Here is a 20444-nt window from a genome sequence, read left to right on the forward strand (position 1 = left end):
TGTCCCGGGCCGGCAGTGCCGCCCGGGGACCCGCGCCGGAGCCGACCTGGCCGCGCTGTGCGCCGGGTCCGCCGCCGAGGCTCTTGGCGCCCGGACCGCCCGGACCGCTGCCGAGACCCGCGCGCTGGCCGTTGCCCGCGCCGTTCCCGTTGCCCGCGAGCAGACCGCCCGGGGCGCCGGACTGCTGACCGGGGCCCTGCTTGGACGGCGGCTGCTTGCCGCCGTGCGCGACGTCGACGGGCAGCATGACCAGCGCGGTCGTACCACCGGAGTCGGAGGGGCGCAGCTGGATCCGGATGCCGTGACGCAGCGACAGCCGGCCGACCACGAACAGACCCATGCGACGGGAGACGGAGACGTCCACCGTCGGCGGCTGCGCGAGCCGCTCGTTGATCGCGGCGAGGTCCTCGGGCGAGAGGCCGATGCCGGTGTCGTGGATCTCGACCAGCACCCGGCCGTCGGGCAGCGCGTGACCGGTGACCCGGACCTTCGTCTGCGGCGAGGAGAACGACGTGGCGTTCTCCAGCAGCTCGGCGAGCAGGTGCACGAGGTCGTTGACGACCCGGCCGGCGACCTCGGTGGCGGGCACCGCGGACAGCTCGATGCGCTCGTACTGCTCCACCTCGGAGGCGGCGGCACGGAGCACGTCGACCAGCGGAACGGGGCGGGTCCACCGGCGGCCCGGCTCCTCGCCCGCGAGGACGAGGAGGTTCTCGCCGTTACGGCGCATACGCGTCGCGAGGTGGTCGAGCTTGAAGAGCGAGGAGAGCTGGTCCGGGTCGGCCTCGCGGGACTCCAGTTCGGAGATGAGCGAGAGCTGGCGCTGGATGAGGCCCTGGGAGCGGCGCGAGAGGTTGGTGAACATCGCGTTGACGTTGCCCCGGAGAAGGGCCTGCTCGGCGGCGAGGCGGACGGCCTCGCGGTGCACGTCGTCGAAGGCCGCGGCCACCTGGCCGATCTCGTCCCGGGAGTGCACACCGACCGACTCGACGGAGGTGTCGACGTCCTGCGGGTCGGTCTCGGAGAGCTGCTTGACGAGCTCGGGCAGCCGGTCCTGGGCGACGCGGGTGGCGGTGTCCTGGAGGCGGCGCAGCGAGCGGATCATGGAGCGGGCCACCACGAAGGCGCCGACGAGCGAGACGCCGAGCACGAGGAGGATGACCGCACCGTTGACGATCGCCTCGCGCTGGGAGGCCTGGCGCAGTTCGCGGGCCTTGGCCTCCATGTCGCTGAGGAGGGTGGCCTCGATCGTCTCCATGGCCTTGATCTTGATGGTGCTCTGGTCGTACCAGTCGAGGTAGGACCGGACCTGCTTGCCCTCGATCCCGTTCGTGGTGTCCAGGATCCGCTTGGCGTACATGTTCCCGGCGTTGATCTCCGGGTTGCCGTTGTCCAGGGGAGCCATGAGCTCCTCGGCGCTCTCCCCGGTCGTCCCGTAGATCGTCTTGAACGAGGTGAGGGCGCGGGACTCCTTGGCGAGGGCGTTGGAGCCGAACTGCCGGTCGTTCGGGTTGAGGTGCGGCTCCTTCACCGAACCGCCGGGCAGCGCCGCGGCGATGATCGCGCGCTGGACCGAGGCGTACTCCTTGGCGGAGGAGAACGCCGCCAAGGCCCGGGTCCGCTTGATCATGTCCGGGTTGCTGGTCGCCTGCGCCATGTCCTGCGAGAGGCTCAGCAACGAGGTGATCAGCTGGTTGTACTGGTCGATCGTGTTGAGACTCGGTGCGCCCTCTTCATACGCCGTCTTGCGGATCGTACGGATGGTGCCGAGCTGGGAGGCGATCTGCGAGATGCTCGCGTGGATGCTGTCGAGCGCCTCGTCGCCCTCGGAGTCGCCGATCGAGTCGGTCTCGTCGAGGAAGGCGTCCTTGGCCCGGTCGGTCTTGTCCCGGGGCCCGGTGACCTTGTAGTCGGTGGGCTTGGACTTGTTCGACAGCGGACCGGCCGACTGGTCGCGCTCCACCTGGAGCGCCTGGGCGAGCGAGGTCGCCTGCTTGGTCATCTTGGTCAGCAGCTGCATGTGCTCCAGCTGCTGCATGTCGGTCATGGACTCGTTGATCCTCAGACCGCCCAGGGTGGTCGCCGCGACCACGGGGAGGGCGAGGAGCGAGACCAGTCGCGTACTGATGCGCCAGTTACGGAGCGCTATTCGCGAACCCGTGTCGACCGGGCCACGCGGCTGTGCGGGCGTGTTCGGCTCCGCGCCGCTGCTCGTCGTGGAGCCCGAGCGCTGCGCACGGTCGCTGTTGTCGCCGGCAGCGGCCGGCCCGGGGTTCTGGGCGTGCTGGGGCGAGGAACCGCGGTCGGTCCCGCCGCGCGGCTCCTGTTCCGCCGGAGCGCTGCCATCCCTCTTGAAACGTCCCTGCACTAGCGTCGCAACCTCTGGACCAGGCGTCCCGCCCGCAGGTAGCGGACAAGAACGGTGTCGGCGTCGTGGGGCGCTGGACGCGCCCCATGGTGGTCGTATGAGTGACCGGCGTACTTCCCCCTCCCGCCGCCACTCGGCGCTGCGTTGCGCCCCGGCGCGCCGGTCTGAAACCCGCGGCGGTGCGTGGAATTCCAGCACAGTGCAGGATCTCCAACAAGGCCCATGTACCGGGCTGTGACCTGGGTGACACGTTGTGATGAATGAGTAACAAGCAGTGGAGAGTGATCGTGGGTAAAGCGGACTATTACGGAGGAGTCACCTAGGGGTGGGGGGTGTCCCAGTCGCGATGATCAGGAGCGGAATAGTGGATTCAGTGATGCAATGTCCGTTTTCTGGATCACGGTCGGCTGTCCGTAATGGGCTAATTGTCGATTAGTTCGTGAGCAAACTCACATGATGATCGTCGCCTCATCCCGGCTCGGGCGGGGAATCGGATGTTTAGCCTGACGCTTTACAGGGATGGCGAATCCGACAAGCCGGCGCCGCGACGAGCGACGCCCTCACCGAACAGGGTCCTGACGGCAGATGAAGACGACGACGATGTTCCGCAACATTGCCAACCCCCGGCGCACCACGCTGGCGCACCTCAAGGACGCCGAAGCGCTGCAGACGCCCCTGACGCCGGAGCACGCCGCCGACCTGCCCAACGTCACCGCCAACCCGCGCCGCACCATCCTGATGGAAGCCCCGGTCGCCGCCGCCCAGTAGTACCCCGTCGTACGCACGGCCGTCCCCCTCATGCGCGCTAGCCTGGAGCGTCAGTCTTCAGCCAGCCAGCAAGTGAGGGGCGACAGCATCCCGTGCGCATCGCCAGGTTCTCCATCGACGGCAATGTCGCCTTCGGCGCCGTCGAGGGACAGGGCACCGTGGAATCCGGTGACCTCGTCCTCGACATCATCAAGGGCATTCCGTACGCCGACTTCGAGCTCTCGGGCACCAAGGTCCCGCTGAACAAGGTCCGGCTGCTGCCCCCCGTGCTCCCCAACAAGGTCGTGGCCATCGGCCGCAACTACGCGGAGCACGCCGCCGAACTCGGCCACGAGGTCCCCGACGCGCCGATCACCTTCTTCAAGCCCACCACCTCGGTGATCGGCTCCGGCGACGCGATCGAGTACCCCTCCTTCTCCAACGAGCTGCACCACGAGGCCGAGCTGGCCGTGGTCATCGGCCGCATGTGCCGCGAGGTCCCCCGCGAGCGCGTCAAGGACGTCGTTTTCGGCTACACCTGCGCCAACGACGTCACCGCCCGCGATGTGCAGCAGCGCGAGAAGCAGTGGGCCCGTGCCAAGGGCTTCGACACCTCCTGCCCGCTGGGCCCCTGGGTGGAGACCGACGTCGACCCGCACGACCTCACCATCCAGGCGACGGTCAACGGCGAGCAGCGACAGCTCGGCCGCACGAGCGACATGGTCCGCTCCATCGAGGACCTGATCGTCCACATCACGGAGGCCATGACGCTGCTCCCGGGCGACGTCATCCTCACGGGCACCCCCGCAGGGGTCGGACCCCTGCACGTCGGCGACGAGGTCGCCGTCACCATCGAAGGCATCGGCACTCTCACCAACAAGGTGATCAAGCGTGGCTAACGCACCAGTCCGTGTACGTTTCTGTCCCTCCCCGACCGGCAACCCCCACGTGGGCCTGGTCCGGACGGCGCTCTTCAACTGGGCCTTCGCCCGGCACCACCAGGGCACCCTGGTCTTCCGGATCGAGGACACCGACGCGGCGCGCGACTCGGAGGAGTCCTACCAGCAGCTGCTCGACTCGATGCGTTGGCTGGGCCTGGACTGGGACGAGGGCCCCGAGGTCGGCGGCCCGCACGCGCCGTACCGCCAGTCGCAGCGGATGGACCTGTACAAGGACGTCGCCGAGAAGCTGCTCGCCGCCGGGTACGCCTACCCCTGCTACTGCACCACCGAGGAGCTGGACACCCGCCGCGACGCCGCCCGCGCCGCCGGCAAGCCCTCCGGCTACGACGGCCACTGCCGCGACCTCACCGCCGAGCAGATCGCCGCGTACGAGGCCGAGGGCCGCAGCTCGATCGTCCGCTTCCGGATGCCCGACGAGGCCATCACCTTCACCGACCTGGTCCGCGGCGACATCACCGTCCAGCCGGAGAACGTCCCGGACTACGGCATCGTCCGCGCCAACGGGGCCCCGCTCTACACGCTGGTCAACCCGGTCGACGACGCCCTGATGGAGATCACCCACGTCCTGCGCGGCGAGGACCTGCTCTCCTCCACCCCGCGCCAGATCGCCCTGTACCGGGCGCTCATCGAGCTGGGCATCGCCAAGGACACCCCCGCCTTCGGCCACCTGCCGTACGTCATGGGCGAGGGCAACAAGAAGCTCTCCAAGCGCGACCCGCAGGCCTCCCTCAACCTCTACCGGGAGCGCGGCTTCCTCCCCGAGGGCCTGCTGAACTACCTCTCGCTGCTCGGCTGGTCGATCGCCGAGGACCGCGACATCTTCTCGACGGACGAGCTGATCGCCGCGTTCGACATCAAGGACGTCAACGCCAACCCGGCCCGCTTCGACCTCAAGAAGTGCGAGCACATCAACGCCGAGCACATCCGCATGCTCGATGTGAAGGCCTTCACGGAGGCCTGCGGCCCCTGGCTCCAGGCGCCCTTCGCCCCCTGGGCCCCCGAGGCCTTCGACGCGGAGAAGTGGACCCGGATCGCCCCGTACGCCCAGACCCGGGTCACGGTGCTCTCCGACATCACCGACAACGTCGACTTCCTCTTCCTCAACGAGCCGGTGGAGGACGAGGCGTCCTGGACCAAGGCGATGAAGGGCGACCCGGTCGCCCTCCTGACCACGGCCCGCGCCAACCTGGAAGCGGCCGACTGGAGCGACCCGGAGTCGCTGAAGAACGCCGTCCTGACCGCCGGCGAGGCCCACGGCCTCAAGCTCGGCAAGGCCCAGGCCCCGGTCCGCGTCGCCGTCACCGGCCGCACCGTCGGCCTGCCGCTCTTCGAGTCCCTGGAGATCCTGGGCCGTGAGAAGAGCCTGGCCCGCGTGGACGCGGCGCTGGCGAAGCTGACCGCGTAAACAAGCGACAGGACGCCCCGAGGAGGGCCGCAGCCGACCGGCTGCGGCCCTCCTCGGCTTTCCCCCTCCGCGGCCGCCCGCCGACGGCTACCGTGAGATCCATGCCGATCCGCGCCGTGCTCTGGGACATCGACGACACGATCTTCGACTACGCGGGCGCCGATCACACCGGTATGCGGATCCACCTGGAGAGCACGGGACTGCCCGAGGCGTACGCGTCGGTCGACGAGGCCCTCGCCGCCTGGAAGGCGATCACCGCCGTGCACTGGGCGCGCGTCGCCGCCGGGGAGACGGACTTCCTCGGCCAGCGCCGGGACCGGGTGCGGGACTTCCTCGCGCGGACGATGGCGGACGCGGAGGCCGACGCCTGGTTCGCCGGCCATCTGACCCACTACGAGGCCGCCTGGACGCTCTTCCCGGACGTGCTGCCGGTTCTGGACCGCCTGGCGCCCGACTACCGCCACGCGATCCTCTCCAACTCCAGCAGCCACAACCAGCACCGCAAGCTCACCGCGCTCGGTGTCCGGGACCGCTTCGAGGTGATGGTCTGCGCCGTGGAGCTCGGGATCTCCAAGCCGGAGGCCGGCGCCTTCCACGCGGCCTGCGAGGCGCTCGCGCTGGAGCCGCACGAGGTGGCGTACGTGGGCGACGAACCCGACATCGACGCGAGCGGGGCCGTGGCCGCCGGGCTGACGGGGATCTGGCTCGACCGGCGGGGGAGGGGCGGGCGGCCGGACCTCGTGACGATCACCGGGCTGGACCAGCTTCCCGGACTGCTGGCGGGCGATACCCGTTTTGGAGCGCCGGACACCTTCGGGTAATGTTCTTTCTGCGCCGCCCGAGCGGGCCGAAAGATCCGGCCGGGAAGCGTAGACAGAAGTGAAGCCCCCACCAGGGGTTGCATTTCAGTGGGCTATGGTGTAATTGGCAACACTACGGTTTCTGGTACCGTCATTCTAGGTTCGAGTCCTGGTAGCCCAGCGCAAGACCAAGCAGTACGAGCAAGATCAGCAGGACAAGCCCCCGTTGTGTAGCGGCCTAGCACGCTGCCCTCTCACGGCAGTAGCGCCGGTTCGAATCCGGTCGGGGGTACAGATCCTTCCCGCGAGAACATCATGGGTCGCACCCATCGCTCTCGATGCAGGATCGCTAGGGCCCCCGTTGTGTAGCGGCCTAGCACGCTGCCCTCTCACGGCAGTAGCGCCGGTTCGAATCCGGTCGGGGGTACTTGTCACACCATGGGCTATGGTGTAATTGGCAACACTACGGTTTCTGGTACCGTCATTCTAGGTTCGAGTCCTGGTAGCCCAGCGCAAGTCAGCAGTAACCACGCCCCCGTTGTGTAGCGGCCTAGCACGCTGCCCTCTCACGGCAGTAGCGCCGGTTCGAATCCGGTCGGGGGTACAACAGAGCAGTACGGAAAGGCCCTTCACCTCGGTGGAGGGCCTTTCCGCTTGCCCGGACCAGGGCGTCCCCGGCCAAGTGGCCCATGCCGCAACGCTGTTGGCAGGGGAAAGAAGCAGGGGAAAGAAAAAGGGCCGCCACGGCGCTGGGGCGGCCTTCCGGAAGAGGGGGAGAGGTGTCGTAAAGAGAGGGGAGAGACGTCGTGACGGGCGGGCGGGTCAGCCCGTGCGGCGCAGGGCCTCGCTCAGCCGCGCTGCCGAGTCGATGACGGCCTGGGCGTGCATCCGGCCCGGGTGGCGGGTCAGCCGCTCGATCGGGCCGGAGACCGAGACGGCGGCGACCACCCGGTTCGAGGGGCCGCGCACCGGAGCGGAGACCGAGGCCACGCCCGGCTCCCGCTCGCCGATCGACTGGGCCCAGCCCCGCCGCCGTACGCCGGAGAGCGCCGTGGCCGTGAACCGGGCGCCCTGGAGGCCCCGGTGCAGTCGCTCCGGCTCCTCCCAGGCCATCAGGATCTGGGCGGAGGAGCCCGCTTTCATGGTGAGCGTGGAGCCGACGGGCACCGTGTCCCGGAGTCCGGACAGCCGTTCCGCCGCCGCCACGCAGATACGCATGTCGCCCTGCCGGCGGTAGAGCTGCGCGCTCTCGCCGGTGATGTCGCGCAGGTGGGTGAGCACCGGTCCGGCCGTGGCCAGCAGGCGGTCCTCGCCCGCCGCGGCTGCCAGTTCCGACAGCCGGGGGCCGAGAATGAACCGGCCCTGCATGTCCCTCGCCACCATCCGGTGGTGTTCCAGTGCCACGGCCAGTCGATGGGCCGTGGGCCGTGCGAGCCCGGTCGCCGCGACCAGCCCGGCGAGGGTGGCCGGACCGGACTCCAGGGCGCTCAATACCAGAGCTGCCTTGTCGAGAACGCCGACGCCGCTAGAGTTGTCCATACGACGATACTCCCGTCTCACTCTGTGAAACGCAAGTTCAATTTTCGGCGGAAGTTGCGAACCTGTACGGGCGGCCGCACAACGGCTCGTAGCCACCGCCCCGCACGGGGGTCCGGACGGAGGCACACCGATCTCTAGTTGGGCCGGCGAAGACGCCGGCCGGAGGGAAAGCGATGGGTAGGACACTCGCGGAGAAGGTCTGGGACGACCACGTCGTCCGGCGCGCGGAGGGCGAGCCCGACCTTCTCTTCATCGATCTGCACCTGCTGCACGAGGTGACCAGCCCGCAGGCCTTCGACGGTCTGCGTCAGGCCGGACGTCCGGTACGGCGCCTCGACCTCACCATCGCCACCGAGGACCACAACACCCCGACCCTCGACATCGACAAGCCGATCGCCGACCCGGTCTCGCGCGCCCAGCTGGAGACCCTGCGCAAGAACTGCGCGGACTTCGGTGTGCGACTGCACCCGCTGGGCGACGTCGAGCAGGGCGTCGTCCACGTGGTCGGCCCGCAGCTGGGGCTGACCCAGCCGGGCACCACCGTGGTCTGCGGCGACTCCCACACCTCCACGCACGGCGCGTTCGGCGCGCTGGCGTTCGGCATCGGCACCAGCCAGGTGGAGCACGTCCTGGCCACCCAGACGCTGCCGCTGGCCCGCCCGAAGACCATGGCCATCACGGTCGAGGGCGAACTGCCCGACGAGGTCACCGCGAAGGACCTGATCCTGGCGATCATCGCCCGGATCGGCACCGGCGGCGGCCAGGGCTACATCCTCGAATACCGCGGCTCCGCCATCGAGAAGCTCTCGATGGAGGCCCGGATGACCATCTGCAACATGTCGATCGAGGCCGGCGCCCGCGCGGGCATGATCGCCCCGGACGCCACCACCTTCGACTACCTGGAGGGCCGCGACCACGCCCCCGTGGGCGAGGACTGGGACGCCGCCGTCGCGTACTGGAAGACGCTGCGCTCCGACGACGACGCGGTGTTCGACGCCGAGGTCGTCATCGACGCCACCGAGCTCGCCCCGTTCGTCACCTGGGGCACCAACCCCGGCCAGGGCGCGCCCCTGTCGGCCAACGTCCCCGACCCGGCTTCGTACGAGGACGCCTCGGAGCGTTTCGCCGCCGAAAAGGCCCTGGAGTACATGGGGTTGACCGCCGGGCAGCCACTGCGCGAGATCAACGTCGACACCGTCTTCGTAGGTTCGTGCACCAACGGCCGCATCGAGGACCTGCGTAACGCGGCCTCGATCCTGGACGGCCGTAAAGTCGCCGACGGCGTAAGGATGCTGGTCGTCCCCGGCTCGGTCCGGGTCGCGCTCCAGGCCGTCTCCGAGGGCCTGGACAAGGTCTTCACCGAGGCCGGCGCCGAATGGCGGCACGCGGGTTGCTCGATGTGCCTCGGTATGAACCCCGACCAGCTGGCCCCCGGCGAGCGCTCCGCCTCCACCTCGAACCGCAACTTCGAGGGCCGGCAGGGCAAGGGCGGCCGCACCCACCTGGTCTCGCCCCAGGTCGCCGCCGCCACCGCGGTGCTGGGCCATCTGGCCTCGCCCGCCGACCTGTCCGACGCCCGTACCCCCGCCGGAGTCCGATAGCCATGGAAGCATTCACCAGCCACACCGGCCGGGTCGTCCCGCTGCGCCGCAGCAACGTCGACACCGACCAGATCATCCCCGCCCACTGGCTGAAGAAGGTCACCCGCGACGGGTTCGAGGACGGGCTCTTCGAAGCCTGGCGCAAGGACGAGAACTTCGTCCTCAACCGCCCCGAGCGCCAGGGCGCGTCGGTCCTCGTCGCCGGTCCCGACTTCGGTACGGGCTCCTCCCGCGAACACGCGGTCTGGGCCCTGCAGAACTTCGGTTTCAAGGCCGTCGTCTCCTCCCGCTTCGCCGACATCTTCCGCGGCAACTCGCTGAAGAACGGCCTGCTCACCGTGGTTCTGGAGCAGAAGGTCGTCGACGCCCTCTGGGAGCTGACGGAGGCCGACCCGACCGCCGAGGTGACCGTCGATCTGGAGGCCCGCCAGGTCCGCGCCGAGGGCATCGCCGCCGACTTCGAGCTCGACGAGAACGCCCGCTGGCGACTGCTCAACGGCCTCGACGACATCAGCCTCACCCTTCAGAACGAAGCGGACATCGCCGCGTACGAGGCGGCCAGGCCGGTCTTCAAGCCGCGTACCATTGCCGCCTGAGCAGCGCTTTTCCAGGACTGCGCCCCCTGCCTCCCGGCAGGGGGCGCAGTCGCTTGTTGAGACCCCGTCGGGCGACAACTCGCCCCAGATGGCACAATCGGTGCATGGAACGCGACAGCCAACTCAAGCTCTACGGCCAAGTCGCCGACCGATTGAAGGAAGCGCACGCGAAGGTGCGTGCACTGCAAGTCCCGGAGAGCGTACGGATGGCGCTGACCCGGAAGCTGCTGGTCGTCACGGCCGCGGCGAAGCACGATCTCCCGGACGCGGCAAGGCGTCTGGACCGGTTGATGAAGGACCTCGATGAGGGCCGATTCCCCGAAGGTGACTGACACGTGGAACTGCGCATCGGTCGACTTCGTTGCGGCACTAGGGTGATTAGCCCGTTTCGTGTTTGATTTGCGGTATATATCTGCCTAACGTGCGAAAAAGCTTGAACACTTTCGTTCTGGCAATGTCTCCGAAGGGGAAGACGTGAACAAGGCGCAGCTCGTAGAAGCGATTGCCGACAAGGTCGGCGGCCGTCAGCAGGCCGCAGACGCTGTCGACGCGGTACTCGACGCGATCGTCCGTGCCGTTGTCGCCGGGGACCGTGTCTCGGTCACCGGCTTCGGCTCGTTCGAGAAGGTCGACCGCCCCGCCCGGTACGCCCGCAACCCGCAGACGGGTGAGCGCGTCCGGGTCAAGAAGACCTCGGTGCCCCGCTTCCGCGCGGGTCAGGGCTTCAAGGACCTGGTGAGCGGCTCGAAGAAGCTCCCCAAGAACGACGTGGCCGTCAAGAAGGCCCCCAAGGGCAGCCTCTCGGGCGGATCTTCCGCCGCCCGTACGACGGTGAAGGCCGCCGCCGCCAAGAAGTCGGCGGCCAAGAAGGCCACCGCGAAGAAGACCACCGCCAAGAAGGCGACCCCGGCGAAGAAGACCACCGCCGCGGCCAAGAAGGTCACCGCGAAGAAGACCACCGCGACCGCCAAGAAGGCCTCCGCGGCCGCGAAGAAGGCGACCCCGGCGAAGAAGGCCGCGACGACCGCCAAGAAGGCCGTCGCCAGCAAGACCGCGCCCGCCAAGAAGACCACGGCGAAGAAGGCGCCCGCGAAGAAGACCACGGCGCGCAAGACCACGGCCAAGAAGGCCACCGCACGCAAGAAGTGAGACCGGGCACCCGCTCGCACCTCACAACGCGCCGGGCCGGGCTCCCCTCCGGGGGAGCCCGGCCCGCGGGCTGTCCGGGCCCCGTTCGGCCCAGGGCCTGTCCGACCGAACCACTTCTAGAACGTCTGCAGGGTCACCAGCGTGATCCGCAGCGCCGCCCCCTCGCCCTCGCCCTCGATCCGCACCCGCTGCCCCGGACGCAGCAGCAACAGGCCGCCCGCGTCGAAGGCCGGGGCGCCGAACTCCACCGGGGTGCCGTCGTCCAGCAGCACACTGCCGCTGCGGGTCTCGGGGTCGTACGTGTACGAGGTCGCCTGCATGGGCGGCAGCCTATCGGTCGGCCGCCGGGGCGGGCACGGCCGCGATCCGCGCCGTGTGCGGCCCCACCCCCAGGGCCAGGGCGACCCGCAGATCCTCGCCCGTATCCACGTCCCGGCGCACCGAGTCGACACCGGACAGCGCTATTTCCACCGCCCCCGACGCCAGGTGCCGTGACCCGGACGGGCCACCGAAAGCCGGACGGAATTCCGCACCGCTCGCGGCGGCCAGAAATGTCGTACCGATTCCCGCCGCGTCCCGGAGAAATGCGCTGGGAAAAGCGGAAGCAAAATCGAGCACCCGCGCCAATTCGTCGGTGCGCAGCGCGGGCAGATCCGCGTTGAGCGCGGCCACCGCGGCGGCGGGCCGCACGGCCCGCACCGAGCGGGCACCGTGCGCGAGCGCCGCGTTGAGCCCGGCCCCCGGAACGTCCGGCACGATCCGCGCCCCGAGCGCGGAAAGGGCCGCCGCGGCCACGGCGTCGTCCGTGACGACCACCACATCCCGCACCCGGGCACAGGCCAGCGCCGCCGCCACCGTGTCCTGGGCGAACGCCAGGGCCAGCAGGGGCCGCGCATCCTCGCCCGCCGCCCGCCCCAGGCGGCTCTTGGCCCGTGCGAGCGGCTTCAGTGGAACGACCAGGGACCAGGGCCCGGCCGGATCGGTGTTCGTGGCGATCTCCCCCTCCGTACGCATCAGCACTTATTCTCGCCTGCCGGTACGACAACCCGGAGGACCACTACGCAACGTGAGGCGTACGGTGTTCTCGACAGAGCAGGGGCCTGGGGCGAGACTTGACCGTCAGTAGCCAGCCAGCAGGTCAAAGTCCCTAAGGAAGGTGTCCGAGTGTCCCGCCGCAGAATCGGCTTTTGGTACCGCCTGGCGGCGGTTATCGCCAAGCCGCCATTGGTGGTTCTGTTCAAGCGCGACTGGCGGGGGATGGAACACATTCCGGCCGACGGCGGATTCATCACCGCCGTCAACCACAACTCCTATCTGGACCCGCTCTCCTACGGCCACTTCCAGTACAACACCGGGCGCGTGCCGCGGCTCCTGGCGAAGGCCGGCCTCTTCCGCACCCCGTTCGTCGGGATGATGCTGCGCGGCACCGGCCAGATCCCCGTCTACCGCGAGACCACCAACGCCCTGGACGCCTTCCGGGCCGCCGTGGAGGCCATCGAGCGCGGCGAGTGCGTCGCCTTCTACCCCGAGGGCACCCTCACCCGCGACCCCGACATGTGGCCGATGGCCGGCAAGACCGGGGCCGCCCGGGTCGCCCTGATGACCAAGGCCCCCGTCATCCCGGTCGCCCAGTGGGGCGCCAACCTCGCGATGCCGCCGTACGCCAAGGAGAACAAGTTCCGGCTGTTCCCCCGCAAGACGCTCCAGGTGCAGGCCGGACCGCCCGTCGACCTCAGCCGCTTCCACGGCCTGGAGCCCACCCCCGAGGTGCTGCGCGAGGCGACCGAGGTCATCATGGCGGCCATCACCCGCGAGCTGGAGGACCTGCGCGGCGAGAAGGCGCCCGCCGAGCTCTACGATCACCGCAAAGCCCGTGCTGAACAACGGCGCAGGGCCCAGGGAAAGGGACCCACGTGACGCACCCCGTAAAAGCAGCCGTCTTCGGAACCGGCTCATGGGGTACGGCCTTCGCCGTGATCCTCGCCGACGCGGGCTGCGAGGTCACCCTCTGGGGCCGCCGCGCCGAGGTCGCCGAGACCATCAACACCACCCGCACCAACCCGGACTACCTCCCGGGCATCACGCTCCCCGACACCATCCGCGCCACCACCGACGCCGCCGAGGCCCTGCGCGGTGCCGAGTTCGCGTTCCTCGTGGTGCCCTCGCAGACGCTGCGCGCCAACCTCGCCGACTGGGCCCCGCACCTGGGGCCGGACACCGTCCTGGTCTCCCTGATGAAGGGCGTCGAGCTGGGCACCGCCGAGCTGATGAGCGAGGTGATCGCGGACGTGACCAAGGTCTCCGCGGACCGCATCGCCGTCGTCTCCGGACCCAACCTGGCCAAGGAGATCGCCGAGCGCCGCCCCGCCGCGGCCGTCGTCGCCTGCGCCGACGAATCGGTCGCCCAGCGCCTCCAGGCCGCCTGCCACACCGCGTACTTCCGGCCGTACACCAACACCGACGTGGTCGGCTGCGAGCTCGGCGGCGCCGTGAAGAACGTCATCGGCCTCGCCGTCGGCATCGCGGACGGCATGGGCCTCGGCGACAACACCAAGGGCTCCCTCATCACCCGGGGCCTCGCCGAGACCACCCGTCTGGGCCTGGCCATGGGCGCGGACCCGTTGACGTTCTCCGGACTCGCGGGCCTGGGCGACCTGGTGGCGACCTGCTCCTCGCCGCTCTCGCGCAACCACACCTTCGGCACCAACCTCGGCCGCGGCATGACGCTCCAGGAGACGATCGCCGTCACCAAGCAGACCGCCGAGGGCGTCAAGTCCTGCGAATCGGTCCTCGACCTGGCCCGCAGGCACGGGGTCGACATGCCCATCACCGAGACCGTCGTCTCCATCGTCCACGAGGGCAAGTCCCCGGTCGTCGCGGTGAAGGAGCTGATGTCGCGGAGCGCCAAGGCCGAGCGACGCTGACGTCTCCCTTACCAGCAGGTACGCTCATCGCGATATGAGCAGCGAGAACCTCCCCCAGAGCCCTGAGCGCCGCGAGAGCCCTGAGCAGCAGCGCCGCAAGCCCCGTGTGGCGGTCGTGTTCGGCGGCCGCAGCTCCGAACACGGCATCTCGGTCGTCACGGCCGGCGCCGTCATGAAGGCCATCGACCGGACCAAGTACGACGTCCTGCCGATCGGCATCACGACGGACGGCCGCTGGGCGCTCACCGCGGACGAGCCCGAACGCATGGCCATCACCGACCGCAAGGTCCCCGATGTGGACCGGCTCGCCGAGTCCGCCGAAGGCAGCGTCACGCTCTCCGTCGACCCCGGCAGCCGCGAGGTCCTCTACAGCGAACCGGGCTCGGTGCCCAAGGCGCTGGGCGAGGTCGACGTCGTCTTCCCCGTGCTGCACGGCCCGTACGGCGAGGACGGCACCCTCCAGGGGCTCCTGGAACTCTCCGGTGTGCCCTACGTCGGCGCGGGCGTCCTCGCCTCCGCCGTCGGCCAGGACAAGGAGTACATGAAGCGGGTCTTCATCTCCTTCGGGCTGCCGGTCGGACCGTACGAGGTCGTCCGGCCCCGCGAGTGGGACAACGACCCGGCCGCCGCCCGCAAGCGGATCGTGGACTTCGCCGGCGAGCACGGCTGGCCGCTGTTCATCAAGCCCGCCCGCGGCGGCTCCTCGATGGGCATCACCAAGGTCGACGGCCTCGAAGGCCTCGACGAGGCGATCGAGGAGGCCCGTCGCCACGACCCGAAGTTCCTCGTCGAGTCGCTGCTGCGCGGCCGCGAGATCGAGTGCGGGGTGCTGGAGTTCGAGGACGGCCCGCGCGCCAGCGTGCCCGCCGAGATCCCGCCGGTCACCGCGCACGACTTCTACGACTTCGAGGCCAAGTACATCGACTCGGCCGCCGGTCTCGTGCCCGCGCCGCTCACCGAGGAGCAGACCGCCGAGGTGCGGAGGCTCGCCGTCGCCGCCTTCGACGCCGTCTCCTGCGAGGGCCTGGTGCGCGCCGACTTCTTCCTCACCGAGGACGGCGGCTTCGTCATCAACGAGATCAACACCCTGCCGGGCTTCACCCCGATCTCGATGTACCCGCGCATGTGGCAGGAGAGCGGCGTCGACTACCCGGAGCTGGTCGACCGGCTGATCCAGGCCGCGTTGAACCGCTCCACCGGACTGCGCTGACGCGGACCGCGCCGACGCCGACCGTGCCGACGCGAACGCCGGCGGGCCTCAGAACCGGTCCGGGACCGTCTTCGCGATGGGGCCGGCGAACGCGGCCAGCGGCGTGATGTCGTGGGCGTACGCCGAGGAGAGCGTGACCTCGACGTACGCCTTGCGGTACGTGGTGGTGAACCGCGGTCCGGAGTCCTCGGGCTCCTCCAGCATCCACTTCACCCCGTCCGCCTCGACGCCCTGTGACTGGGGGTCGTCCATCTTCGCGGGCCGGGGGACCCCGCAGCGCAGTACGATCGCCCCGTCCCCCCAGCCGGCGGTCAGCTCCGAAGCCGGGGAGGGGTCGCTGCGTTCCAGTTCGAGGACGGCCTTCGGCAGTTCCTCGTGCAGGGCCTCGCAGTACGCTGCGGCCTCCGGGGACGGTGTGGGAACCGTGATCGAGGGCTGCGCGTCGCTGAGGGAACAGCCCGCCGCGGCCAGCACGAGCACGGCAGCGGACGGACCGAGGAATATCGAGCGTGGGGAACGGCGGGCGGATGACGTCACCGGCCCAGCCTAGACGGGGGTCAGAGGTGGACGACCGGGCAGGTCAGGGTTCGTGTGATGCCGTCCACCTGCTGCACTTTGGCGACCACCATGCGGCCGAGTTCATCGACCGTGTCTGCCTGGGCCCGCACGATCACGTCGTACGGACCGGTGACGTCCTCTGCCTGGATGACTCCCGGAATCTTGGAGATGGTCTCGGCGACGATCGACGCCTTGCCCACCTCGGTCTGGATGAGGATGTACGCCTGTACCACGGAACCTCCAGGGCGGCCACGAGGATCATGTGGGGGAAAGGGACGCCACGTTATCGCGTTGCCGCGGGCCACGGGGAGACCTACGGGCCGGATGACGTCCACAGCGTGGCGTACAGAGCGCAGAAGTTGACGTATGTCTTGACGGTACCGACAGCACAGACGGCTCGCGACCGGGGGCCCGGACGGGTGTCCGGGGCGATAAAGGAGAGGTGAGACTCGGTGAAGGGAACCGTGGGCGAGTTGGGGGAGTTCGGGCTCATCAGAGAGCTCACGTCCCGGCTCACCACCACTCCGGCGGTACGGCTGGGGCCCGGCGACGACGCCGCGGTCGTGGCCGCCCCCGACCGCAGGGTCGTGGCCAGTACGGACATCCTGCTGGAAGGGCGGCACTTCCGCCGTGACTGGTCGACGGCGTACGACGTCGGCCGCAAGGCCGCCGCCCAGAACCTCGCCGACATCGCGGCGATGGGCGCCGTGCCCACCGCGCTGCTCCTCGGCCTCGTCGTCCCCGCCGACCTCCCCGTCACCTGGGCCGCCGAGCTGATGGACGGGCTGCGCGACGAGTGCCAGGTGGCGGGCGCGGCCGTGGTGGGCGGCGATGTGGTCGGCGGCGACACGATCACCGTCGCGATCACCGCGCTCGGCGACCTGCGCAACCACGAACCGGTCACCCGGGGCGGCGCCCGTCCCGGCGACGTCGTCGCGGTCACCGGCTGGCTCGGCTGGTCCGCCGCCGGATACGCCGTGCTCTCCCGCGGCTTCCGCTCGCCCCGCGCCTTTGTCGAGGCCCACCGCCGCCCGGAACCGCCGTACCACGCGGGCCCCGCGGCCGCCGGACTCGGCGCCACCGCGATGACCGACGTCAGCGACGGCCTCGTCGCCGACCTCGGCCACATCGCGGAGTCCAGCAAGGTCCGCATAGACCTGCGCTCCGGCCTCATCGACATCCCCTCGCAGATGTCCGACATCGGCCAGGCCGTCGGCGTCGACCCGCTCCAGTGGGTGCTGACCGGGGGAGAGGACCACGCGATCGTGGCGACCTTCCCGCCGGACGTGAAACTGCCCGCCCGCTGGAAGGTGATCGGCGAGGTCCTCAACCCGTCCGCCCTGCCCCAGGTCACCGTCGACGGCGCGCCCTGGACCAGCAAGGGCGGCTGGGACCACTTCGGCTCCATCGAGGACACCCACCAGCCCCGGTGACCGTTAGATTGCTGCGTATGCCCATACGTACCGCTGTCCCGCCCCGCGTGCTCACCGTCGCCGGATCCGACTCCGGCGGCGGTGCGGGGATCCAGGCCGATCTGAAGACGATGCTCGCTCTCGGCGTGCACGGCATGAGCGTCCTCACCGCCGTCACCGCACAGAACTCCCTCGGCGTCCAGGGCGCGTGGGAGCTTCCGGTGGACGCCGTACGCGCCCAGTACCGCAGCGTCGTCGACGACATCGGCGTCCAGGCCGTGAAGACCGGAATGCTCGCCTCGGCCGCCCTCGTGGAGACCGTCGCCGAACTCCTCACCGGAACCGACGCCCCCGTCGTCGTCGACCCGGTCGGCGTCTCCAAACACGGCGACGCGCTGCTCGCCGCCGAGGCCCTCGATTCCGTACGGACGAAGCTGCTGCCCGTCGCCACCGTCGCCACCCCGAACCTCGACGAAGTGGCCCAGCTCACCGGGGTCACGGTCGCCGACGAGAGCGGTATGCGACGGGCCGCCGAGGAGATCCTCGCCTTCGGACCGCGCTGGGTCGTCATCAAGGGCGGCCACCTGCCCGGCGAGGCGGTGGACCTGCTCACCGACGGGAGCGCGGAACACTGGCTGCGCGCCCCCCGGCACGACAACCGCCACACCCACGGCACCGGCTGCACGCTGGCCTCCGCCATCGCCTCCGGGCTCGCGCTCGGGAAGGACGTACCCACGGCGGTACAGGGCGCGAAGACGTACGTCACCGGCGCGATCGAGGCCGGCTTCCCGCTCGGCGGCGGCATCGGCCCGGTCGACCACGGCTGGCTGACCCGGGCAGCTGTCTGAGCACAGCAAAAAGCCGGTCCACCGAGGTGGACCGGCTTTTTGGGCAACCGGAAGGCTGCGCTACGACGGGGACGTCAGCGCGCGACCTTGCCGGCCTTGATGCACGAGGTGCAGACGTTGAGCCGCTTCGGCGTCCGACCGACCACGGCACGCACGCGCTGGATGTTGGGATTCCAGCGACGGGACGTACGGCGGTGCGAGTGCGAAATGTTGTTGCCGAAGCTCGGCCCCTTGCCGCAAACGTCGCAGTTGGCAGCCACGGGTCACTCCAAAGACTTCAGATGCACTTACAGTGAATTCCGGCGCGCCGGATTCATTTGACTGAAGTGGCGGTACCGGAGGAATGGCCCGACTCTCATCGGGCAACCGGAGCAGCATACAACGCCTGCTTCGGAGATACGAAACTACCACGGGTTGGCCCCCCGCCCTTCCCGCCCCCTGTCCGGGCCGGAACCCCGGCAAGCGGGCTAACCTGCGGTGCAGCCCGTTGCCACGGCCGATCGAGGAGGACCATCGGTGCCGCAGCTCCCCGACGATCTGGACGCCGTCGCGGTGCGCACGTGGTGCTCACTGGCCCTGGAGGCCCTGGGCCGGGAGCGCGCGGAGATCGACGCGATCAACGTCTACCCCATCGCCGACGGGGACACCGGCACCAACCTCTATCTGACCGTCGAGTCCGCCGCCGCGGCCGTCGAGGCGGTGTTCGCCGCACACGAGACCGGCGCCACCGCGCCCGCCACCGCCGACGCCGTACGCGCCATGGCGCACGGCGCCCTGATCGGCGCCCGCGGCAACTCCGGCACGATCCTGGCCCAGCTGCTGCGCGGCATGGCCGGAGTGCTGGCCGACGGCGGCGACGCGGCCCATCTGCGCCTCGCTCTCACGAGCGCCGCCGACGCCGCCCGGCAGGCCGTCGCCCACCCCGTCGAGGGCACCGTGCTCACCGTCGCGGCCAAGGCCGCCGAGGCCGCCCGGGGCGAGGACCCCGACCTGCGGGCCGTCGTGAACGCCGCGTACGAGGGGGCGCTCGCCGCCCTCGCCCGGACCCCGGAACAGCTCGCCGTCCTCGGCCGGGCGGGCGTCGTCGACGCCGGGGGGCGGGGGCTGGTCGCGGTCCTGGGCGCGCTGGTGGAGACCGTGACCGGACAGGCTCCGGTACGAGGGCCTCGTACCGGCCCCGGGAAGGCGCCCGTGCCGGTGGACGGCGGGTCCGTGGTGGGCCTTCCGGTGGGCGGCACGCCGGTCGAGGGCGTCACGGAAGGGGGCTTTCCGGCGGGAGGTGTTCCGGTGGGCGGCGTTTCGGCGGGCGGTCCGGCCGGGGGCGCTTCCGTGGGCGGGGCCCTGGTGGGCGAGGGCCCGCTCGACTGCCCCGAGGACGGGGGCGCCGGGCCCGCGTTCGAGGTGATCTACCTCCTGGAGGCCCGCGACGAGCAGGTGGCCCGGCTGCGCACCCGGCTCGACGCGCTGGGCGACTCCCTGGTCGTGGTGGGCGGCGACGGGCTCTGGCACGTCCACGTCCATGTCGACGACGCCGGGGCCGCCGTGGAGGCGGGCGTCGAGGCCGGCCGGCCGTACCGGATCCGGATCACCCACTTCGCCACCGAGAGCGGCCACGACCTCCGCGTCCAGGCCGAACCCGCCCAGCGCGCCGTCGTCGTCGTGGTCCCCGGGGACGGCCTGGCCGGGCTCTGCACCGAGGCGGGCGCCACCACCGTTATCGCCCGCCCCGGCGAACCGCCCGCCAGCGGCGAACTGGTCGACGCCATCCGCCGCGCGCACGCCCGCGAGGTGGTGCTGCTGCCCAACGACGCGGCCCTGCGCCACACCGCCGCTGCCGCCGCCGAACAGGCCAGGACCGAGGGGGTCAGGGTCGCGCTCGTGCCGACGCGCGCCGCCGTCCAGGGCATCGCCGCCCTCGCCGTCCACGAGCCGGACCGGGGCTTCGACGAGGACGTGGTCGCGATGACCGCCGCCGCCGGGGCCACCCGCTACGCCGAACTGGCCGTCGCGGAACGCCAGTCGTGGACCATGGCCGGGGTCTGCCAGGCCGGTGACATCCTCGGCCTGATCGACGGCGATGTGGCCGTGATCGGCGCGGACGTCCCGGCCACCGCCCGCACCGTGCTCGACCGGATGCTGGCCGCCGGCGGCGAACTGGTCACCCTCGTCCTCGGCGAGGACGTCCCCGACTCGCTGGCCGACGCGCTGGAGGAGCACGTACGCGAGGGCCACCTCGCCGTGGACACCGTGGTCTACCGGGGCGGGCACCAGCGCGCACCGCTGCTGATCGGCGTCGAGTAGCGGCCCCACCGCCGCGCCCGGCGG

The 20444-nt window shown here is 70.4% G+C and carries 21 protein-coding genes and 5 tRNA genes; 19 read left to right on the plus strand and 7 right to left on the minus strand.

The features are described from left to right. Nucleotides 1–2368, minus strand: a 2368-nt coding sequence (locus G3I54_RS32555) for a nitrate- and nitrite sensing domain-containing protein (protein WP_164620026.1), incomplete at its 3' end; no start/stop codon positions are given. A 585-nt stretch (nt 2369–2953) separates the two neighbouring features. Here G3I54_RS32555 and G3I54_RS32560 point away from each other — a divergent pair. From G3I54_RS32560 to G3I54_RS32600, 9 genes are all read left to right on the plus strand, one after another. Beyond that, nucleotides 2954–3136 (plus strand): hypothetical protein, encoded by a 183-nt coding sequence (locus tag G3I54_RS32560; RefSeq protein WP_164620028.1) that lies wholly within the window; start codon nt 2954–2956, stop codon nt 3134–3136. 92 nt (nt 3137–3228) lie between these two features. Next, nucleotides 3229–4014 carry a fumarylacetoacetate hydrolase family protein gene (locus tag G3I54_RS32565; RefSeq protein ID WP_164620029.1) on the plus strand — a complete coding sequence of 262 codons (786 nt, stop codon included), beginning with the start codon at nt 3229–3231 and terminating at the stop codon, nt 4012–4014. Further along, nucleotides 4007–5482 (plus strand): glutamate--tRNA ligase, encoded by a 1476-nt coding sequence (gltX, locus tag G3I54_RS32570; RefSeq protein ID WP_164620031.1) that lies wholly within the window; start codon nt 4007–4009, stop codon nt 5480–5482. The genes G3I54_RS32565 and gltX overlap by 8 nt, the downstream gene beginning before the upstream one ends. Before the next feature lie 101 nt (nt 5483–5583). Continuing rightward, the gene (locus G3I54_RS32575; RefSeq protein WP_164620033.1) at nt 5584–6303 is read left to right on the plus strand and encodes an HAD family hydrolase; all 720 of its coding nucleotides are present in this window, start codon (nt 5584–5586) and stop codon (nt 6301–6303) included. Between the two features lie 88 nt (nt 6304–6391). Beyond that, nucleotides 6392–6463 (plus strand) — tRNA-Gln (locus G3I54_RS32580). Nucleotides 6464–6501: 38 nt separating this feature from the next. Further along, nucleotides 6502–6574, plus strand: a tRNA-Glu gene (locus G3I54_RS32585). Between the two features lie 62 nt (nt 6575–6636). Continuing rightward, nucleotides 6637–6709: transfer RNA gene (locus G3I54_RS32590), tRNA-Glu, on the plus strand. Nucleotides 6710–6721: 12 nt separating this feature from the next. Further along, nucleotides 6722–6793, plus strand: a tRNA-Gln gene (locus G3I54_RS32595). 20 nt (nt 6794–6813) lie between these two features. Beyond that, nucleotides 6814–6886, plus strand: a tRNA-Glu gene (locus G3I54_RS32600). A 218-nt stretch (nt 6887–7104) separates the two neighbouring features. Here the strand turns inward: G3I54_RS32600 and ndgR are convergent. Continuing rightward, nucleotides 7105–7821 (minus strand): IclR family transcriptional regulator NdgR, encoded by a 717-nt coding sequence (gene ndgR, locus G3I54_RS32605; protein ID WP_003966003.1) that lies wholly within the window; start codon nt 7819–7821, stop codon nt 7105–7107. Between the two features lie 173 nt (nt 7822–7994). Here ndgR and leuC point away from each other — a divergent pair, with 173 nt between their 5' ends. From leuC to G3I54_RS32625, 4 genes are all read left to right on the plus strand, one after another. Next, on the plus strand, nt 7995–9422 hold the full coding sequence (gene leuC, locus G3I54_RS32610) for a 3-isopropylmalate dehydratase large subunit (RefSeq protein WP_164620035.1): 1428 nt from the start codon (nt 7995–7997) through the stop codon (nt 9420–9422). A gap of 2 nt (nt 9423–9424) precedes the next feature. Further along, a complete protein-coding gene (gene leuD / locus G3I54_RS32615; RefSeq protein WP_164620037.1) occupies nt 9425–10018 on the plus strand; it encodes a 3-isopropylmalate dehydratase small subunit in 594 nt (197 codons plus the stop codon). 104 nt (nt 10019–10122) lie between these two features. Beyond that, a complete protein-coding gene (locus tag G3I54_RS32620; RefSeq protein ID WP_032790676.1) occupies nt 10123–10350 on the plus strand; it encodes a hypothetical protein in 228 nt (75 codons plus the stop codon). Between the two features lie 142 nt (nt 10351–10492). After that, the gene (locus G3I54_RS32625; RefSeq protein WP_007448208.1) at nt 10493–11167 is read left to right on the plus strand and encodes an HU family DNA-binding protein; all 675 of its coding nucleotides are present in this window, start codon (nt 10493–10495) and stop codon (nt 11165–11167) included. A 116-nt stretch (nt 11168–11283) separates the two neighbouring features. On the opposite strand, the gene G3I54_RS32630 is transcribed toward G3I54_RS32625, so the two are convergent. Both G3I54_RS32630 and cofC read right to left on the minus strand, forming a co-directional pair. Further along, a complete protein-coding gene (locus tag G3I54_RS32630; protein WP_030085001.1) occupies nt 11284–11487 on the minus strand; it encodes a hypothetical protein in 204 nt (67 codons plus the stop codon). A 10-nt stretch (nt 11488–11497) separates the two neighbouring features. Continuing rightward, nucleotides 11498–12181, minus strand: coding sequence for a 2-phospho-L-lactate guanylyltransferase (gene cofC, locus G3I54_RS32635; protein WP_164620039.1), 684 nt, complete (start codon nt 12179–12181; stop codon nt 11498–11500). 150 nt (nt 12182–12331) lie between these two features. Between cofC and G3I54_RS32640 the strand changes: the two genes are divergently transcribed. Genes G3I54_RS32640 through G3I54_RS32650 form a run of 3 tightly spaced genes read left to right on the plus strand, consistent with a single transcriptional unit; the run spans nt 12332 to nt 15301 of the window. After that, nucleotides 12332–13084 carry a lysophospholipid acyltransferase family protein gene (locus tag G3I54_RS32640; protein ID WP_164620042.1) on the plus strand — a complete coding sequence of 251 codons (753 nt, stop codon included), beginning with the start codon at nt 12332–12334 and terminating at the stop codon, nt 13082–13084. Beyond that, entirely contained in the window at nt 13081–14091 is a 1011-nt protein-coding gene (locus G3I54_RS32645; protein WP_164620044.1) for an NAD(P)H-dependent glycerol-3-phosphate dehydrogenase, read from the plus strand. The genes G3I54_RS32640 and G3I54_RS32645 overlap by 4 nt, the downstream gene beginning before the upstream one ends. A 34-nt stretch (nt 14092–14125) precedes the next feature. Next, complete coding sequence (locus G3I54_RS32650; protein WP_164620046.1) at nt 14126–15301, plus strand: D-alanine--D-alanine ligase family protein; 1176 nt, start codon at nt 14126–14128, stop codon at nt 15299–15301. 48 nt (nt 15302–15349) lie between these two features. Here the strand turns inward: G3I54_RS32650 and G3I54_RS32655 are convergent, their stop codons facing one another. Together G3I54_RS32655 and G3I54_RS32660 are read right to left on the minus strand one after the other, a co-directional pair. After that, nucleotides 15350–15838, minus strand: coding sequence for a DUF3515 domain-containing protein (locus tag G3I54_RS32655; RefSeq protein ID WP_164620048.1), 489 nt, complete (start codon nt 15836–15838; stop codon nt 15350–15352). A gap of 20 nt (nt 15839–15858) precedes the next feature. Beyond that, complete coding sequence (locus tag G3I54_RS32660; protein ID WP_006127869.1) at nt 15859–16092, minus strand: Lrp/AsnC ligand binding domain-containing protein; 234 nt, start codon at nt 16090–16092, stop codon at nt 15859–15861. A gap of 219 nt (nt 16093–16311) precedes the next feature. Here G3I54_RS32660 and G3I54_RS32665 point away from each other — a divergent pair, with 219 nt between their 5' ends. Continuing rightward, entirely contained in the window at nt 16312–17292 is a 981-nt protein-coding gene (locus G3I54_RS32665; protein WP_137234491.1) for a thiamine-phosphate kinase, read from the plus strand. A 17-nt stretch (nt 17293–17309) separates the two neighbouring features. Continuing rightward, on the plus strand, nt 17310–18119 hold the full coding sequence (gene thiD / locus G3I54_RS32670) for a bifunctional hydroxymethylpyrimidine kinase/phosphomethylpyrimidine kinase (protein ID WP_164620050.1): 810 nt from the start codon (nt 17310–17312) through the stop codon (nt 18117–18119). A gap of 74 nt (nt 18120–18193) precedes the next feature. Here thiD and rpmB read toward each other — a convergent pair whose 3' ends face one another. Further along, nucleotides 18194–18379 (minus strand): 50S ribosomal protein L28, encoded by a 186-nt coding sequence (gene rpmB / locus G3I54_RS32675; RefSeq protein WP_026171429.1) that lies wholly within the window; start codon nt 18377–18379, stop codon nt 18194–18196. A gap of 256 nt (nt 18380–18635) precedes the next feature. Between rpmB and G3I54_RS32680 the strand changes: the two genes are divergently transcribed. Further along, a complete protein-coding gene (locus tag G3I54_RS32680) occupies nt 18636–20420 on the plus strand; it encodes a DAK2 domain-containing protein (protein WP_164620052.1) in 1785 nt (594 codons plus the stop codon). Nucleotides 20421–20444 lie beyond the last annotated feature (24 nt).

Source organism: Streptomyces sp. SID14515, assembly GCF_010548505.1.
In the GTDB taxonomy this organism is placed as follows: Bacteria; Actinomycetota; Actinomycetes; order Streptomycetales; family Streptomycetaceae; genus Streptomyces; species Streptomyces caviscabies.

Bases quoted from the DNA above. Each gene is read 5' to 3' on its own strand.
- G3I54_RS32560 (WP_164620028.1), top strand. From the start codon at position 2,954: ATGAAGACGACGACGATGTTCCGCAACATTGCCAACCCCCGGCGCACC.
- G3I54_RS32575 (WP_164620033.1), top strand. From the start codon at position 5,584: ATGCCGATCCGCGCCGTGCTCTGGGACATCGACGACACGATCTTCGAC.
- ndgR (WP_003966003.1), bottom strand. From the start codon at position 7,821: ATGGACAACTCTAGCGGCGTCGGCGTTCTCGACAAGGCAGCTCTGGTA.
- leuC (WP_164620035.1), top strand. From the start codon at position 7,995: ATGGGTAGGACACTCGCGGAGAAGGTCTGGGACGACCACGTCGTCCGG.
- leuD (WP_164620037.1), top strand. From the start codon at position 9,425: ATGGAAGCATTCACCAGCCACACCGGCCGGGTCGTCCCGCTGCGCCGC.
- G3I54_RS32620 (WP_032790676.1), top strand. From the start codon at position 10,123: ATGGAACGCGACAGCCAACTCAAGCTCTACGGCCAAGTCGCCGACCGA.
- G3I54_RS32630 (WP_030085001.1), bottom strand. From the start codon at position 11,487: ATGCAGGCGACCTCGTACACGTACGACCCCGAGACCCGCAGCGGCAGT.
- cofC (WP_164620039.1), bottom strand. From the start codon at position 12,181: ATGCGTACGGAGGGGGAGATCGCCACGAACACCGATCCGGCCGGGCCC.
- G3I54_RS32650 (WP_164620046.1), top strand. From the start codon at position 14,126: ATGAGCAGCGAGAACCTCCCCCAGAGCCCTGAGCGCCGCGAGAGCCCT.
- thiD (WP_164620050.1), top strand. From the start codon at position 17,310: ATGCCCATACGTACCGCTGTCCCGCCCCGCGTGCTCACCGTCGCCGGA.